Below are 17,436 nucleotides of genomic sequence, written 5' to 3' on the forward strand. Positions count from 1 at the left end.
GTCACCGCCTCCGTACTCACCCCTGAAGACGGGGGAGGCGGATGTCCCGCCGGGCTTGACAGGATCGGCTCGGGTCCATAGGTTCATTAGTGTAGTAATGGACCAAAGGGGTAAAGGTGTTTTCCGAAGGCAGTCCGATCTTCCAGCAGCTCGCTGCGCAGATCGCCAACGACATCGTGGCCGGAACGTATCCGGAGGGCACGGCGGTTCCGTCGGCGAGTGAGTACGCGATTTTTTACCAGATGAATCCGGCGACGGCGGGCAAAGCCGTGAACGTGCTCGTCGAGCAGGGCGTGTTGTTCAAGAAGCGGGGGGTCGGCATGTTCGTGTCCGAAGGCGCCCGCGACATGCTCAGCGCCCAGCGTCACGCGGCCTTCCGCGTGCTGTTCGTCGAGCCGCTCGTCCGCGAGGCGCACGTGCTCGGCATCGAGACCGACGAGCTCGGCCGGATGATCGCAGTCGAGGCCGATACCCAGTCCCAATCCCAGTCCCAATCGCAATCCCAGAATCAGAATCAGACCCCAACCCCGATGATCGAGAAAGAAGTTCTCTCATGACCGCAGCCATCGACATCCGTGCCGTGACCCGAACCTACGGTCACGCCACGGCTCTCGACAACGTCAGTTTCCGAGTGCCGGAAGGCTCGATCTGCGGGCTCTTCGGCAGCAACGGTGCCGGAAAGACCACGGTGATGTCGATCATCGCCGGCCACGACCGGCCGTCCTCCGGTGAGGCCCTCGTCCTCGGCGACACCCCGTTCGAGCACGAGGTCACCGGCCAACGGATCAGCTTCATCCGGGACAACCAGCGCTACCCCGACAACTACCAGCTCAAGCACGTGTTGCGGATCGCCCCCGAATTCGCGCCGGACTGGAGCGCCGAGGTCGCCGCTGAGCTCGTCGAGGGCTTCCGGATCCCGGCGAAGACGCCGATCAAGAAGTTCTCCCGGGGCCAGCTGTCCGCCGTCGCGATCGTGATCGGCCTCGCCTCCCGCGCCCCCGTCACCCTTTTCGACGAGCCGTACCTCGGTCTCGATGTCGGAGCGCGCACCCTCTTCTACGACGTGCTCCTGCGGGACTACGGCCGGCATCCGCGCACGATCCTGCTCTCGACGCACCTCATCGATGAGTCGGAATCGCTCTTCGACCGGGTCGTCATCCTCAACGCGGGCCGGGTCGCCGTCGACTGCGACCGCGACGAGGCCCGCGAACTCGCGGTCGTGATCAGCGGTGCAGCGGATGCCGTCGGTCGGCTGACCGCCGGCCGCACCGTCCTGCAGACGCGCGCCATCGGCTCTCTCAGTTCGGTGACCGTCACGGGGGACGCCGACGAGGCCCTCCTGGCCGAGGCCCGGCGAACAGGAGTGCAGGTCGCGTCCGCCTCCCTGCAGCAGCTCGTCGCTGCATACGGCGCGCCCGCCGGAGACGCGGCGGAGCAGACCGACCACCAGTCCACCCGCACCACCCAGCAGAAGGAAGCGGCAGCAGCATGAATGCCATTGTCTCGGTCGTCAAACTGCACCTGAACCGGCGCGTCGTCGCCCTCCTGGTGCCCCTCTTCATCGTCGCGGTCGTCGTCGTGATTTCGATCCTGATCTCACTGCTCTTCCTGCGGGGTGGCAGCCAGCCCGGCTCCGCGGTGTGGATCAACTCCTCGCGGAGCAACACCGGCATGCTGTTCTCCCTCGCCGGGTTCCTCGTCAGCATGGGTGTCGCCTCCGCCGCGACCACGTTCCCGTTCGCACTGGCGCTCGGGTCCACCCGGCGGGCGTTCACCCTGGGGACCCTGGCGTGGAACATCCTGCAGGCCGCCTATCTCACCGTGGTGTTCGCCGTGCTGACGCTTCTCGAACTCGCCACCGGGCACTGGTTCTTCGGTTTCTACATCTTCGACATCAACATCCTCGGGGCCGGCGACCTCACGAAACTGATCCCGATCGTCTTCCTCTCGGTGCTCGCCCTGCTGAGCGTCGGAGGGGCCTTCGGCTCATCGTGGGTGCGGTTCGGGGCGCGGGGCCCGCAGGTGATCGCGGCCGTTGCCGCCATCCTGATCATCGTCGGCCTGATCATCGTGATCCCGTCGGCGTCCGTGCTGATCGCGAACTTCGCGCTCTGGTGGCTCGACGTCGCCGGCGTCGTCCTGGTCGTGATCGCGATGGTGGGCATCTGGTTGCCGCTTCGCACCGCGACCGTGCGCTAACTCCCGGGTTCAGTTGCGGACAAAACACCCTCGTCGCCACGACGAGGGTGTTTTCTCCGCAATCGAGCCGAAACGACCGTGATCTCGCACTGAGTCGTTATGTGTCGCACCGAGACTCCCCGCATCGCGCGCACTTGGTAGCGTGCAGGTCAAGCACTACTTGGCAGGCAGGGGCACCTCCGGCCATCCACCGGAGAGATTCTGATGACGACTTCCCGCTTTGACGAGATCACGCGCGAGCAGCTGAGCCGGGCCGACAGCCGCAAGTGGAGCCTGCACGCCGGCACCATCGGCGCCTGGGTCGCCGAGATGGATTTCGGAACCGCCCCGGCTGTCACCGAAGCCCTGCACCGGGCGATCGATGACGGCGACCTCGGCTACCTCGCCCCCGCGACCACCCGGCGGATGGCCGAAGCCGCCTCGGAGTGGCTCCGCACCGACTGCGGCTGGGAGATCGCCCCGGAGAACATCCACCCGGTGTCCGACGTGATGGCCGCCCTCGAGGTCGCGATCACGAAGTACTCCCCGGCCGGGAGCGGCGTCATCATTCCGACGCCCGCCTACATGCCGTTCCTCTCCTTCATCCCGACACTCGGCCGGGAGGTCTTCGAGGTGCCCGGCATCGAGTCGGACGGGCGCTGGACGCACGACCTCGCCGGGATCGAGGCGGCCTTCCACGCCGGCGCGCGCACCCTCATCCTGTGCAACCCGCACAACCCGACCGGGACGGCGATCTCCCGCGAGGAGCTCGAGGCCATCGCGGTGATCGTCGACCGGCACAACGGCCGGGTTTTCGCCGACGAGATCCATTCGCCGCTCCGCTACGGGTCCACGCCGCACGTGGCGTACGCGTCCCTTTCGACTGTGACCGCCCGGCACACGATCACCGCGACCTCAGCCTCGAAGGCCTGGAACATCCCCGGGCTCAAGGCCGCGCAGCTCATCACGTCCAACCCCGCCGACGAGGAGCTCTACCAGATCTTCGGCTTCGCGGTGCTGCACGGCGCCTCGACACCGGGGGTCATCGCCGCGACGGCAGCCTATCGGCACGGTCGGGAGTGGCTCACCGAGGTCACCGGCTACCTCGACGGCAACCGCCTCGAGCTCGGGCGGCTCCTGGCGGAGCACCTGCCCGAGGTCAGGTACCGCATCCCCGAGGCGACCTACATCGCCTGGCTCGACTGTAGGCGGCTCGGTATCGAGGGGTCGCTCGCCGACTTCTTCCGCACAGAGGCGGGTGTTGCGGTGACCGACGGCGCACAGTGCGGGAAGGGATATGAAGGGTACGTCCGACTGATCTTCGCCATGCCGCGGCCGATCCTCGAGCAGGCCGTGACCCAGATGGCGGATGCCGTGCACCGGCACCAGGCACAGCGGAACCAGACGACGACAGGAACACCGTGACCCACCAGGCCGATACCGAACCCACCCTCGAGGACACCACCCTCGAGGAGACCGCGCCCGGGGACACGACCACGGGGCACACCGTCGCCGCTCCGGAGTACGACTGGGACGGCTACGCCTTCGACACCCGCCAGGTGCACGCCGGCGAGACGGAAGACCGCTCCAACGGTGCCAGGATCCAGCCGATCGCGATGACGGCCGGCTACCGGTTCGACTCCTACGACGACGCCGCCGGGCGTTTCTCCGGCGAGGGCGACGGCCTGATCTACTCCCGGCAGCGCAACCCCTCCGGCACCGTCGCCGAGAAGCGGATCGCCTCCCTCGAGGGCGGCACCGAGGCCATCGTCGTCTCGTCCGGCCAGGCGGCGATCACCGCGGCGCTGCTCGCGCTCGCCGGCTCCGGCGAACGGATCGTCTCGACCGCGAGCATCTACAGCGGCACGCGGGTCCTCTTCGGCCGTAGCTTCAAACGCTTCGGCGTCAGCGTCGACTACGTCTGGAACGAAGCGGACGACGACGAGTGGGACCGCCAGATCACGCCGGACACCAAGGCGATCTTCACCGAGACCATCCCGAACCCCAAGAACGACATCGTCGACATCGCCCGGGTTGCCCGCGTCGCCCGCCGGCACGGGATCCCCCTCGTCGTCGACAACACGATCGCATCGCCCTTCCTGATCCGGCCCCTCGAACACGGCGCCGACATCGTCGTGCACTCCTCGACGAAGTTCCTGAGCGGTCACGGCGCCGCCCTGTCCGGCACCATCGTCGACGGCGGCCGCTTCGACTGGGCCTCCTCCACGCGCTCCTACCCGCTGCTCACCGACCCGGTGCGCCCGGGCCGGCCCTCGATCCTCGAGCAGTACGGCCCCACCGCCTACGCACGGATGACCCGCGAGGCCGTCGTGAACGACATCGGTCCCGCGCTCTCCCCGTTCAACTCCTTCCTGCTGCACCAGGGCATCGAGACTCTCTCGCTCCGGATGGAACGGCACCTCTCGAATTCGCTCACCATCGCGGAGTGGCTCGACGGGCATCCGCGCGTCGACAGCGTCGACTACGCCGGCCTGCCCGGCAGTCCGTACCACGAGCTCGCCGAACGGCTTTACGGCGGCCGCAGCGGCTCGGTCTTCTCCGTCACAGTGCGCGGCGGCTCGGCGGGAGCCCGCCGGTTTCTCGACGGCCTGCGGGTGATCAGCCGGATGACCAACATCGGCGACGTCCGCTCGATGGCGCTGCACCCCGCGACGACGACCCACTCCTCGTTCACGCCCGAGCTCCGCGACCGGCTCGGCATCGCGCCGGGACTGATCCGGCTGTCGATCGGCATCGAAGACCCGACCGACCTGATCACCGACCTCGATCGCGCCCTCTCCGCGCTGTAGCGGCACCTGACTAGGCTCTGAGCATGACCGAGACAATTCGCTGGGGAATCCTGGCAACGGGCGGGATCGCCCACGCGTTCACGAATGACCTGATTCTCCACGGGCACACGGTCCAGGCCGTCGGGTCCCGGTCCCAGGCCGGGGCGGATGCCTTCGCGACGGAATTCGGGATCCCCACCGCCCACGGGAGCTATGAGGCCCTCGCCGCTGACCCCGAGGTCGACATCGTCTACGTGTCGACCCCGCATCCGTTTCACGCCGCCAACGCGACGCTCGCCCTGAACAACGGCAAGCACGTGCTGATCGAGAAGCCGCTCACGCTCAACGCGCGCGAGGCCAGGGAGATCACCGAACTCGCGGCCGAGAAGGGCCTGTTCGTGCTCGAGGCGATGTGGACCCGGTTCCTGCCGCACATGCGGCGAATCCGGGAGATCATCGCCGCGGGAACCCTCGGCGACGTGCACACCCTGATCGCCGACCACACCCAGGACCTCCCCGACGATCCGGGGCACCGGCTCAACTCGATGCAGCTCGGCGGCGGCGCGCTGCTCGACCTGGGCGTGTACCCGATCACCTTCGCCTCCGAGCTCTTCGGGACGCCGGAGACCATCCTCGCCGCGGCGACCTTCAAGGCGACGGGAGCGGATGCCCAGGTCGCGACGACCTTCCGTTACCCGGGCGGCCAGATCGCCGTCACACTCTCCGCGAGCGACACGGCAGGGACGAACACGGCCGTGATCCTGGGCACCCTCGGCCGGATCGAGATCGACGCGGTCTGGTACTCGCCGACGAGTTTCCGGGTGCTGAACAGCAGCGGTGAGGTGCTCGAATCGTACGTCTCGGCCGTGACCGGTCGTGGGATGCAATTCCAGGCGGTCGAAGCCGAACGGGTCATCCGCGCCGGCCTCACCGAGAGCGACCTGCTCCCGGTCGCGGAGATGGTGAGCATCATGGAGACCCTCGACACCGTCCGGGAACGGATCGGACTGCGCTATCCGGGCGAATAGGCCGCTGATCAGCCGACGGTAGTGCGTCCGGCACGGTAACCTTTCGTCACAGACATCAGCGACCCGGGCATGGCCCCGGACGGACGGTGCGGCACTCGAGAGCTCGGATCCAATGGAATTGCTGGTGGGGGAGGACCGCAGGCGACGTGCGGCCACGCCACGGCCGGATGCCTGGCTGGTCTGGACGTTGATCGTCCTCGTGGCCGCGTCCGCGGTCCAGACCTTCGCTGCGGGAGTCGCCGGTGTTCGGACCCCGGTCGGGGACATTGTGGGAGCACTCTCCTTTGCCGCGCCCACGGTGCTCTGCTGGGTGTCCGTCTCTCGCGCAACGGCGCGCCGGACGGAGCTGATCCTCACGGCCCTGGCCGTGAGCGCCTATTCGCTGTCGGGCGTCCTCTTCTCCCTGGTCTACCTGGTCTTCGCGGGCGTTGCCACCGACCCGCTGGCGATCGTCGCAACCGCGCTCTTCTTCTCGTTCTACCCGCTGATGGTCGCCGCCCTCGCTGTGCTCGTCCACCGGCAGAAGGGGAGGCTGTCCTGGGGCCTGACGCTCGACAGCACCGTCGGCGCCCTCGGCGCGGCGTCCCTCCTCGTCGTCCTCCTCGGCCCGAGCATCGATCGGGCATTCGCACAGCCGTTCTCGCTCGACTCGTTCGTCGCCGCCGCGAATCCCCTCCTGGACATCGTCGTGATCGCGGCCCTCGCCGGTGTCGCCGCCTCGCGGTCGATCAGTGCCGGACGCAACTGGCTCCTGCTGACCATGGGGCTGTTGCTCTTCGCCGCCGCCGACATCGGCTTCGCACTCACCGGCATGACGATCGAGGGCAGCTACTCGACGGCCTCGCCGTTCGATCTCGGCTGGATCGCGGGCCTTGCGCTGATGGCCCTGTGGGCGCACCGCTCGGCCAGGCCCGTGTCCACCGCGCCGGGAATCCGCAACGCGGCCGTGGCTCGCTGGGCGCTCTCCCTCCCTGTCCTGGCGACGACCGCGGGGCTCGCCGTCCTCCTGATCGCGAGCGAGGTCGAGGTCTCCCCGTTCGCGATCTCCCTCGCGGCCGCCGCCGTCATCCTCGCCGCCGCCCGGACCACGATGGCATTTCAGGAGCTGCGGCGGATGGGCGACATGCGCAGGCAGGCCAGGACAGACGATCTCACCGGGCTACCCAACCGGCGCGCCCTCTACGCCGAGGTGCCGTTGAGTCTCACGTCCGGTGCCGACAGGGCCCTGCTGCTGCTCGACCTCGACCGCTTCAAGGAGGTCAATGACAGCCTCGGGCACGACGTCGGAGACCAACTGCTGGTGCAGGTCGGCACCCGACTCGCGAGCAACGTCCGGGGAACCGACCTCGTCGCCCGGCTCGGCGGCGACGAATTCGCGATCCTGCTCGCCGACGCAGGGGAGGCGGAGGCCGTGGTCGTTGCGGGAACGCTCAGGGAGGTCCTCGCCCGACCGTACCTGCTCGAAGGAATCACCCTGCAGACCACGGTCAGCATCGGCATCGCCCTGTACCCCGGCCAGGCCCTCGACCTGACCGGGCTGCTCCGCAAGGCTGACATGGCCATGTACAAGGCGAAGGAAACCCGGAGCGGTCACCGGGTCTACGACATGAGCGTCGACAGCCACGGCGCCGCCCGGCTGCGCACCCTCCAGGAACTGCGCGTTGCCCTGGACGAGCGGCAGCTGGTGGTCTACTACCAACCCAAGGTCGACCTCGCGACGGGAGCGGTGCGCGGGGTCGAGTCGCTCGTGCGCTGGAACCATCCGGTGCGCGGCCTCGTCCAGCCCGGTGACTTCCTGAGCATCGTCGAGGAGGCCGGGCTGATGAACGCGATGACCCAGCAGGTGCTCGACATGGCCCTCGACCAGGCCGAGGTCTGGCATGCCAGGAGCGCCGACCTGACCGTCGCCGTCAACCTGACGGCGAGCGCCCTCGTGGATGCTGAACTGCCGGAGCGGATTGCGGCGATGCTTGCCGATCGCGGCCTGCCGGCATCCGCCCTCATTCTCGAAATCACCGAGGAGTTCCTGCTCGAAGACCGGGTCAGGACCACCGCGATCCTGACCCGGTTGCGGGCGGGAGGCATCCGCATCGCCATCGACGACTTCGGGACCGGATACAGCTCGCTTGCCTACCTGCGCGACCTGCCGGTCGACGAACTCAAGCTCGACCGGTCGATCGTGTCGCCGATGAGGGACGATCCCCGGGCTGCCGCCCTCGTCTCCTCGACGATCGAACTGGCGCACAGCCTCGGGCTCACGATGGTGGCAGAGGGCGTCGAAGACGCCGAGGTCTACGCCGGCCTGGCCCGGTACGGCTGCGACGAGGCCCAGGGCTTCCACATGTCCCGTCCGATGCCCGCAGACGAACTCGACAGCTGGCTCGCCGAACGGCGACTCGACCTCGCGGCCGCACCGTGACGGCCGCTGTGACGCCGCCCCGCCAGGGCATCGACCGGTGGATGCTCTGGGCGCTCTGGCTGATCATCGCGGCACACGTCGCTAGCCTCGTGCTGCGTGCGCCGACGGACTACGTCGCCTCTCCGTTCATCCTGCTCGGGGTGCTCGCAGCGGCCGCGCCCCTCGTCGTCTGCTGGGTGGCTGTCGCGCACACCCGGTCGAACCGGCTGCAGGCCCAGCTCGCCGCCTCGGCTGTGACCGTGTTCGTGATCGGCAACGGCTTCTTCGCGGCCGCCGACCTGCCGCTCGGCGACTGGGTCCCCGTGCTGGGCGACCTCGCCCAGATCTGCTACCTCGGCTTCTATCCGCTGATGCTCGCCGCCCTGTTCACCCTCGTGCGGGACCAGTTGCGGAGCCTCTCCGTCGCAATCGCCCTGGACTGCGTCGTCGGCGGCCTCGGTGCCGCCGCGGTCGTCTCCGCCGTGCTCGGTCCCGTTCTCGCGGCCGGCTCCGACGGTCCACCATCGATCTCCACCTTCGTGGGCATCGCGAGTCCCGTACTCGACCTGGTGATCGTCGCGGCGGTCGTCGCGATCGCGGCGTCGCCGATCCTGAGGGCGGGCCAGAGCTGGATCCTGCTCGTCGGCGGGCTGCTCTCGTTCGCCGCGGGGGACATCCTCTTCGCCCTGGGCAAGCTCGACGGCACGTACGTCGTCGGTCACTGGCTCGACGCCGGCTGGTCGATCGGACTCGCGCTCGTCGCGACGTGGCTGCGCACCGCCGCGACCCCGACCCCGGACGACGACGGCAGGGCAGAACGCGGCAGGGGCGCAGCCGAGCGGCCGGGGTCGCAGGGGAGTGGAACGGCAGTACTCGCGGTCCCCGTTTTCGCGACGCTCGCCGGTCTTGCCGTCCTCCTGGTTTCGAGCAGGCACGGGGAGTCGCAGGTGACGGTGGGGCTCGCCGCGGCCACGCTCGTCGTCGCATCCGCCCGCACCGTCATCGCCTTCCGGGAACTCGGTCGACTGGGCGATCTCGTGCGGCTGGCCCGCAGCGACGATCTCACCGGGCTTCCGAACCGGCGCGCGCTCTACGCCGAGGTGCCCGACCAGCTGGCCCTCGGCGGCCGCAACGCCCTGCTCCTGCTGGACCTGGACCGGTTCAAGGAGGTCAACGACAGTCTCGGGCACGATGTCGGTGACGTGCTCCTCGTGCAGGTGGGCCTGCGGATCAGCGCCCAGCTTGCCGCGGACGACCTCCTCGTGCGGCTCGGCGGCGATGAATTCGCGATCTTCCTCCGCGACTCCGGTGCGGAGGAAGCCGAAGTGGTCGCGATCAAGGTGCAATCCGCCTTGGCGGCACCGCACACCCTCGAAGGAATCTCCCTGCAGACGAGTGCGAGCATCGGGATCGCGCTGAGCCCCGAGCACGGCCACAGCCTGGGCGTCCTGATGCGCAAGGCCGACATGGCGATGTACCGGGCCAAGGTGCGACGCGGCGGGCACCGCGTCTACCAACCGGTCGACGACAGCCACGGCGACACCCGGCTGCGCACCCTCGAAGAACTGCGCGCGGCGCTCGCCGCGAACCAGCTGGTGCTGCACTACCAGCCGAAGGTCGAGCTCTCCGGCGGGGAGGTGCGCGGTGTCGAGGCCCTCGTGCGGTGGAACCACCCGAAACGCGGCCTGCTCTACCCGAGCGAATTCCTCGAGCTCATCGAGGATGCCGGCCTGATGCAGACACTGACGGTGCGGGTCCTCGAAATCGCGCTCGACCAGGCGGCCGTCTGGCATCGGCGCGGCGAGAGACTGACGATCGCGGTCAACCTCGCGGCAAGTTCGCTGCTCGACTCCGGCCTGCCCGAGCGGGTCGGCGCCATGCTCACGGCGCGCGACCTCCCGGCGACGGCGCTCATGTTCGAGATCACCGAGGCGTTCCTGCTCGACGATCGTGGTCGCGCGAGCGACATCCTCGGCAGGCTGCGCTCCCGCGGCATCCGCATCGCCGTCGACGACTTCGGCGTCGGGTACAGCTCGCTCGCCTACCTCCGCGAACTCCCGATCGATGAACTCAAGCTCGACCGCTCGTTCGTGGCCCCGCTGAACGGCGACAAGCGCGCCGCCGCGGTGGTGTCGTCGAGCATCCACCTCGCCCACAGCCTGGGCCTGCGGATGGTGGCAGAGGGCGTCGAGGACGCAGAGGCATACGCGCAGCTCGCCCGGTTCGGCTGCGACCAGGCCCAGGGTTACCACGTGTCGCCACCGGTGCCCGCCGCGGTTCTCGACGACTGGCTGGCCGCGCGCCTCACAGCGGACGCAGGTACAGTACAGGCGTGAACGATCAGGACAGCACCGCACCGCAGGGCCCCATCGCCCCGGGGGCCGCCCCGCACCTCCCCGGGGCGCGTGGCCCAGGGGCAGCCGGGATCGCCCGGTTCCTCGCCCGGCACCGCACCGCAGCCTGGATCACCGCGGCGGCCGTCGCCTTCGCCCTGCTCGGCAGTGGCGCCGTCGTCGCCGGCGCGTCCACGCGCAGCTCCGCCTCCGCGCCCGCGCCTCTTCCGGTCACGGAGTCCCCGTCGCCGACACCCACGCCCACGCCCACTCCCACACCGACGCCGGTCCGCCCGGTTCCCGGAACGGTCGTTCCCGCGAGCCACCTGCGCACGTGCTCCGTCGCGGCACTCTCGACCGACTCCCGCCTGGGCGGTTTCCAGTCCCAGGTCGTGAACGCGACGACGGGCGAAGTGCTTTTCGACCGGGGCGGGGGAACGCCCTCGCGCACCGCGAGTGTGCTCAAGGTGCTCACCTCCGCCGCAGCCCTGAGCGTGCTCGGTTCCGACTTCCAGGCGACGACGCTCGTCGTGAAGGGTTCGGAACCCGGGTCGATCGTGCTCGTCGGCGGCGGCGACCTGACCCTCTCCCGGCTGCCGAGCGGCACGGAGTCCACCTATACCGGTGCCGCCCACCTCGACACCCTCGCCGCGCAGGCCGTCGCGGCGTGGCAGGCCGACCCCGCGACCGCGAACACGCCGATCACCTCGCTCGTGCTCGACTCCTCCCGGTTCGGCGATCCGGCCTGGGACCCGAGCTGGAACCGCAAAGAGCTCACGGACGGGTACATGCCCGAGATCACCGCCCTGCAGGTCGATGGAGACAGGGACAACCCGAAGCAGAGCACCTCACCGCGCAGCAGCGACCCGATCGGGCGCGCGGGGCAGGCCTTCGCCGACCTCCTCGGCGGGAGCGTCACAGTGACCCGCGGCACGGCGCCGTCCGGGGCGGCCCAGCTCGCATCCGTGCAGTCGCAGCCGGTGTCGACCCTGATCAAGCAGGCCCTCATCGTCTCGGACAACACGATCGCCGAGATGCTCGCCCGGCTCGTCGCCATCAAGTCCGGCTCGGGCAACACCTTCTCGGCGCTGCAGAAGTCGACGGTCGCGGGCCTGCAGACATACGGTATCGACACCACGGGCATCCTGATCGCGGACGGCTCCGGCCTGAGCGACAACAACGCCGTTCCGCCGTCGTACCTCACCCAGCTCTTCATCAAGATCAACGCCCGCCAGGGCAACCTCGGGGTCATCTTCGACGGGCTCCCCGTCGCCGGTGGCAAGACCGGGTCCCTCTCGTACAGCGATCGGTTCACGGGCAAGAACGCGGATGCCGACGGTTCCGTTTTCGCAAAGACCGGCTGGATCGACACCGGGTACACCCTCGCCGGCATCATCCACGCCGCGGACGGAACCCCGCTCACCTTCGCCGTTTACGCCCTGGGCGATGTGGGCGATAATGCGAAGCAGGCGATCGACACCATCACGGCGGCGTTCTATCGCTGCGGAAACAACCTCTCCAATACGTAGCGCCTCGCGCAGGCGCAGGACACAGAACGGAGCACCGTGACCAGGGCCTTGTTCATCATCGACGTGCAGAACGACTTCACGGAGGGCGGCGCCCTGGGGGTCGATGGCGGGGCGGCCGTGGCCGCAGGCATCAGCAGGCTGCTGGCGGAGCATCCGCTGCACTACGATTTCGTCTTCGCTTCGCGCGACTGGCACAACGCGACGGGCGACAACGGCGGCCACTTCGCGGCGGCGGGCGCCGAGCCCGACTACACCGGCACCTGGCCGGTGCACTGCGTCGCGGATACCGCAGGCGCCGACTACCACCCGGACCTCGCGCTGCCGGCCGGGACCGTGCACATCCGCAAGGGACAGGGGGAACCGGGGTACTCGATCTTCGCCGGCGTCGACGATTCCGGCGCGCGCACCGGCGAGCTGCTGATCGAGCACGCGGTGACGGATGTCGACATCGTCGGCATCGCGACCGATCACTGTGTGCGGGCCTCGGGTCTCGACGCGCTCGAGCACGGCCAGCGGGTGCGTGTGCTCACGGACCTCGTGGTCGGCGTCAACCCGGACGCGAGTGCCGAGGCCCTCGCCGCCCTCGCCTACGCCGGTGCCACCCTCGCCACGTCCCGGGACCTCGCCGCCGCCTGACGTACCCGGTCCCCTCAATCGCCGCGTCCGCACGCACCCCGTCCGCACGCACCCCGTCCGCACGCTCCTGTCGCGGTCGTTCTGTTCCGAATTCAGGAGTTGAGCTCCGCGGGCGGCGACCGGCCTGCGGATCAGTGCCGCGCATCCGCTCCTGGGTCGTGAATTCAGCCTCAAGTCCTGAATTCGGAACAGTACCCGCGAGAGTGAGAGCCGGCGGAGTTGCCGGGGTGTGCATCCAAAACGGGGATACGACCCGAAGTGGGGATGGGAGGTAATGCTGCCTCCCGCCACCACGATAAGCAGGAGGTAACCATGCGCAAGATTCTCGCCGTAGGCGCCGCAGCCGGTGTACTCGTCGCTCTCGCAGGATTCGGGCCGGCATACGCCGGAGACGGGGGCCACGGCCACGGCCACGGTTCCGGGGACAACGGGCCCGCCGAACTGACCGTGTTCCACGGCATCCCCGGGGTCACCGTCGACGTGTATGTCGACGGAGCCCTCACGCTCGACGATTTCACGCCGGGCTCCTTCTCGGACACGCTGTCCCTCGACCCGGGCACCTACTCGGTCGCGATCACGGCCGCCGACGCCGCGGACGCGAGCAACCCCGTGATCGGCCCGGTCGACCTCGCCCTCGAGAGCGGCGACAACTACACCGCCGTCGCCCACCTCACCGAGTCAGGGATGCCGACGGCAACCCTGTTCACCAACAACCCCGACTCGGTCGGCAAGGGCAATGGCCGGCTCACGGTGCGTCACGTTGCCGCTGCGCCGTCCGTCGACGTGCTCGCGAACGGTGCCGCGGCCATCACCGACCTCACCAACCCCGACGAGGTCGAACTCACCCTCCCGACCGGCACGATCTCCGCGGCCGTCGCGGCGACGGGCACCACCGACCCGCTGCTCGGGCCGGCCGATGTCTCGATCGCGAAGCGCACGAACACGATTGTGTATGCCTACGGCAGCCTCGCCGACGGCACCCTCGCGCTTGCCGTGCAGACGGTCAAGCTCGACAAGAAGAGCCACCGGCACTGATAGTCGGCACTGACCGCCGGCACTGATAGTCGACGTTGATAGTCGACACCGACACGTCAGCTGCCGGCCCCAGCGGACCGGCCTGCGCAGACACCCACTGCGCGGGCCGGTCTTCGTCCGTCGAAGCCTGGCACTCATTCTCCGTGAGGATCTCTTTCCTGCCGCTGCATCCGAAATGGCACCTGAACAGGAAGTAGGGGTAAGAAGCAGCTCACCCCCAATGCAGGAGGAAACGATGCACACGACACACAGCCCAGGATTCAAAGCTTCACTCACCGCCTCACTCACGGCCGCTTCGATCGGAGCGCTCGTATTGTTCGGTGGGCTCGCCCCCGCCAGTGCCGCCACGGACGACGCGCAACTGTCCGTGTTCCACGGCGTCCCCGGCCTCACCGTCGACGTCTACGTCAACAACAAGCTCACGATCGACAACTTCAAGCCGGGCGACATGGCCGGTCCCCTCGCCCTCGCCGCAGGCACGTACACCGTCGCGATCACGGCCTCCGATGCCGCTGACGCGAGCAAACCCGCGATCGGCCCGGTCGACCTGAAGCTCGAGGCGGGCATGAACTACACCGCCGTCGCGCACCTCGGGGCGGACGCGAAACCCACGGCCACCCTGTTCACGAACGACACGTCCACGATCGCGGCAGGGTCCGGCCGCCTCGTCGTCCGTCACGTGGCCGCAGCGCCCGCCGTCGACGTCCTGGCGAACGGCGCGGTCGCCATCTCGAACCTGTCCAACCCGAAGGAATCGGTTCTCGTGATTCCCGCGGGAACGATCTCGGCCGTCGTTGCGGCCACCGGCACCACGGCACCCGTGATCGGCCCGGCCGATGTGAAGGTGGCCGAGGGAGTCGACACGATCGTCTACGCCTGGGGCAGCCTCGCGGACAAGAACCTCGCCGTCGCCGTGCAGACCGTCTCGGGCATGAACTCCGACCCCAACGGCATCCCCGCCGGTGAGGCCGGACTCGTCGCGACCAACCGACCGGCGGACCAGACCCCGCTCTGGCTCGGCGGCATCGCCGTGCTCGTGCTGTTCGGCCTCGGGTCGGCTACGTTCCTCGGACTCCGCCGAGCGCGCCGCTGAGCGTGCGAGCCAGGACGGAGGAAGAACGATGAGGGCCACGGCGGGCAAGATCGGGATGCTCGCCGTGGCCCTTGTCCTGCTTTCCGCTCTCGCCCTTGGTCTGATGCTGATGCTGAGCGGATGCGGAAGCGTGCCCGGCGCGCGGACCCTCGCCGCCGCGCCGACGCACCTCCCCGCGACGTCACCGTCCACGCCGGCTGCCACGCCGGCGCCAGCGCCGACCGCGACACTGCCTTCTCCGACCGCGACGACGCCGGCCGTGCCGCTTCTCACCGGGGTGAGCGCCGACATCCGCTCGGTGCAGGCCGCGGAGCAGGTGCCGGTCGCGCCGGTGCGGATCAGGGTCGAGGCGCTCGGGATCGACATGGGCATCGAAGCCGTCGGACTCGGCGACAGCGGCGGCATGGGGCTGCCGAAGAACCCGGCGATTGCGGCGTGGTACAAGTTCGGGCCGTCCCCGGCGAGTGTGGTGGGCGCGACCGTGATCGCGGCGCATGTCGACTCGCTCGAGTACGACGTGGGCCCGTTCTCCCGGCTCGCCACCGCGCCAGCGGGCACGGAAATCGTGCTCTCGCTCGCCGACGGCGGCGAGCGGCGCTACCGGGTCGCATCCGTCGAGCTCGTGCTCAAGCCCGACGTGCCCTGGCCGGCAATTTTCGACCGCACCGGGCCCGCCCGCCTCACGCTCGTCACGTGCGGCGGTGAATTCGACTACACCGCGAGGCGGTACCTCTCGAACGTGATCGTTTCCGCGATGCCGGTTCCCTGATGAGCGGGTCTGGCTATGCTGTCGCCGATGAAGCCGGGCTTGCCGCACCCGAGAGGTGCCGCGCATGACCGGGAACCGCACCAACCTGCCAGCCGGGAGGCGACGCACGCCCGTGACCGTACCCATCGATGACGTCGACCACCTGCGCCTCGTCGCCGCGTTCCGCGCGGGGGATGAGCGCGCCCTCGCCGAGGCCTATGCGCGCTGGTCGTCGCTCGTGTACACGATCGCGGTGCGGTCGCTCGGAGATCCCGGCGAAGCCGAGGACGTGACGCAGACGGTCTTCATCGCGGCCTGGCGCGGGCGGGACACCTACAATCCCGAGCGGGCGAGGCTCCCCGCCTGGATCGTGGGGATCACCCGGCACACCGTCGCGGACACGCACGAGGCGCGCTCGCGGCGCCGCCGGATCGAGCAGGCGGTCGCGGGCGAATTGCGCACGACACCCGTCGACGATTCGGTCGACGTCGCCGACCGGGTGATGTTCGCCGAGGAGTTACAGCGGCTCGAGCCTGTCCCGCAGCGGGTGATGCGCCTTGCCTTCTATGCTGACCTCACCCACGCGCAGATCGCCGCGATGCTCGGTCTGCCGCTCGGAACCGTCAAGAGTCACATCCGCCGAAGTCTCGGCCGGCTGCGCGCGCGATTGGAGGCCAACGATGACACATATTGACCGCGACGACCTCGCACTCATCGCCCTCGCCGAATTCGACCTCACCGAGGCGGAGCGCGGTCACCTCGCCGAGTGCCCGCAATGCGCGCTCGAACTCATTTCGCTGCAGCACATCGCAGCGGTCGGCCGGGCCGCCCGTCACGTCAGCCTCACCGAACCCTCCGCCACCGTGTGGGCGGGCATCCACGCGACCCTCGGCCTCAGCGCCGCCGTCGGTGCGCCGCCGCGACTCCGCGACTTCGTGCGTCCGGAGGATGCTGCGGGTGCCGCGGATGCTGCCGATACCGCTGATGACGTGGCCGAGCTTCTCGAGGGCGAACGGGAGGCATTCGCCGCGCATCCGCCCGTCGTGCCGTCTCCCACTGCCGTACCCGCTCCCGCTGTCGCGTCCGCCGCAGGCCCCGCCGTCGCGGACCCGCCGTCCGCGCGACCGCCGACGTCCGACTCGCCCGCCGCACTGCGTCCGCGCCGACGGAGGGCGGCCCGGAGCCGCACCGCGACGCGTCTCCTCCTCACCGGGGCCGCGGCCGTGGTGCTGGTCCTCGGCGGCTTCGTCGCGGCGCGCTGGATCGACACGATGCAGCAGCCCGCGACCGCGCCCGTCACCTTCGAGGCCCGGCTCACGCCGTTCCCCGGCTGGCAGGCGAGCGGCAGCGCCGAGGTCGAGGCCATGCCCGGGGGACACCGCGAGGTCGTCGTCGACCTCACGGGGCTTGCCGACGCCACAGCGGCGGCTCCCCTCCGCGAGGTCTGGCTGATCAAGGCGGATGCCTCCGGCCTGATCAGCATCGGCCTCCTCGACGGCAACACCGGCCACTTCGACATCCCCGACGACGTCGACCTCAGCCAGTACCCGCTCGTCGACGTCTCGGCGGAGCCCGACAACGGAAACCCGGCCCACTCGGGAAATTCGATCGTGCGCGGCGAACTGCACGCCACGTGAGCGCGACCGCCCGCGGATAGGCTGGTTCGAGG

Annotated in this window: 15 protein-coding genes; all 15 read left to right on the plus strand. The window is 69.3% G+C overall.

What is annotated here, in order from left to right; genetic code table 11:
• The first annotated feature begins 116 nt into the window (after positions 1-116).
• The 15 genes from MQH31_RS10875 to MQH31_RS10945 all read left to right on the plus strand — a co-directional run bounded on the left by MQH31_RS10875 (position 117) and on the right by MQH31_RS10945 (position 17,404).
• Positions 117-557, plus strand: coding sequence for a GntR family transcriptional regulator (locus MQH31_RS10875; RefSeq protein ID WP_243012055.1), 441 nt, complete (start codon positions 117-119; stop codon positions 555-557).
• Complete coding sequence (locus MQH31_RS10880) at positions 554-1,492, plus strand: ABC transporter ATP-binding protein (RefSeq protein ID WP_243012056.1); 939 nt, start codon at positions 554-556, stop codon at positions 1,490-1,492. Before MQH31_RS10875 ends, MQH31_RS10880 begins: the two co-directional genes overlap by 4 nt.
• Positions 1,489-2,199 (plus strand): hypothetical protein, encoded by a 711-nt coding sequence (locus tag MQH31_RS10885; protein ID WP_243012057.1) that lies wholly within the window; start codon positions 1,489-1,491, stop codon positions 2,197-2,199. The genes MQH31_RS10880 and MQH31_RS10885 overlap by 4 nt, the downstream gene beginning before the upstream one ends.
• Before the next feature lie 204 nt (positions 2,200-2,403).
• A complete protein-coding gene (locus MQH31_RS10890; RefSeq protein ID WP_243012058.1) occupies positions 2,404-3,603 on the plus strand; it encodes a MalY/PatB family protein in 1,200 nt (399 codons plus the stop codon).
• Between the two features lie 134 nt (positions 3,604-3,737).
• Positions 3,738-4,988: an O-acetylhomoserine aminocarboxypropyltransferase/cysteine synthase family protein gene (locus MQH31_RS10895; protein WP_243012171.1), complete on the plus strand. Its 1,251-nt coding sequence runs from the start codon at positions 3,738-3,740 to the stop codon at positions 4,986-4,988.
• 23 nt (positions 4,989-5,011) lie between these two features.
• Positions 5,012-5,995 (plus strand): Gfo/Idh/MocA family protein, encoded by a 984-nt coding sequence (locus MQH31_RS10900; protein WP_134535248.1) that lies wholly within the window; start codon positions 5,012-5,014, stop codon positions 5,993-5,995.
• A 112-nt stretch (positions 5,996-6,107) separates the two neighbouring features.
• Entirely contained in the window at positions 6,108-8,414 is a 2,307-nt protein-coding gene (locus MQH31_RS10905) for a putative bifunctional diguanylate cyclase/phosphodiesterase (protein WP_243012059.1), read from the plus strand.
• A gap of 8 nt (positions 8,415-8,422) precedes the next feature.
• Entirely contained in the window at positions 8,423-10,729 is a 2,307-nt protein-coding gene (locus MQH31_RS10910) for a putative bifunctional diguanylate cyclase/phosphodiesterase (RefSeq protein WP_243012060.1), read from the plus strand.
• Positions 10,726-12,255: a D-alanyl-D-alanine carboxypeptidase/D-alanyl-D-alanine endopeptidase gene (dacB, locus tag MQH31_RS10915; protein WP_243012061.1), complete on the plus strand. Its 1,530-nt coding sequence runs from the start codon at positions 10,726-10,728 to the stop codon at positions 12,253-12,255. Before MQH31_RS10910 ends, dacB begins: the two co-directional genes overlap by 4 nt.
• A gap of 36 nt (positions 12,256-12,291) precedes the next feature.
• Positions 12,292-12,891, plus strand: a complete 600-nt coding sequence (locus tag MQH31_RS10920) for an isochorismatase family protein (RefSeq protein WP_243012062.1) — start codon at positions 12,292-12,294, stop codon at positions 12,889-12,891.
• A 312-nt stretch (positions 12,892-13,203) separates the two neighbouring features.
• Positions 13,204-13,926, plus strand: a complete 723-nt coding sequence (locus tag MQH31_RS10925; protein ID WP_243012063.1) for a DUF4397 domain-containing protein — start codon at positions 13,204-13,206, stop codon at positions 13,924-13,926.
• A 235-nt stretch (positions 13,927-14,161) separates the two neighbouring features.
• The gene (locus MQH31_RS10930; protein ID WP_243012064.1) at positions 14,162-15,019 is read left to right on the plus strand and encodes a DUF4397 domain-containing protein; all 858 of its coding nucleotides are present in this window, start codon (positions 14,162-14,164) and stop codon (positions 15,017-15,019) included.
• Between the two features lie 28 nt (positions 15,020-15,047).
• Entirely contained in the window at positions 15,048-15,788 is a 741-nt protein-coding gene (locus tag MQH31_RS10935) for a class F sortase (RefSeq protein ID WP_243012065.1), read from the plus strand.
• A gap of 64 nt (positions 15,789-15,852) precedes the next feature.
• Positions 15,853-16,461 carry an RNA polymerase sigma factor gene (locus tag MQH31_RS10940; protein ID WP_243012066.1) on the plus strand — a complete coding sequence of 203 codons (609 nt, stop codon included), beginning with the start codon at positions 15,853-15,855 and terminating at the stop codon, positions 16,459-16,461.
• Entirely contained in the window at positions 16,448-17,404 is a 957-nt protein-coding gene (locus MQH31_RS10945) for an anti-sigma factor (protein WP_243012067.1), read from the plus strand. Before MQH31_RS10940 ends, MQH31_RS10945 begins: the two co-directional genes overlap by 14 nt.
• The last annotated feature ends 32 nt before the right edge of the window (positions 17,405-17,436 follow it).

The organism is Cryobacterium zhongshanensis (assembly GCF_022760445.1).
GTDB lineage: Bacteria > Actinomycetota > Actinomycetes > Actinomycetales > Microbacteriaceae > Cryobacterium > Cryobacterium algoricola.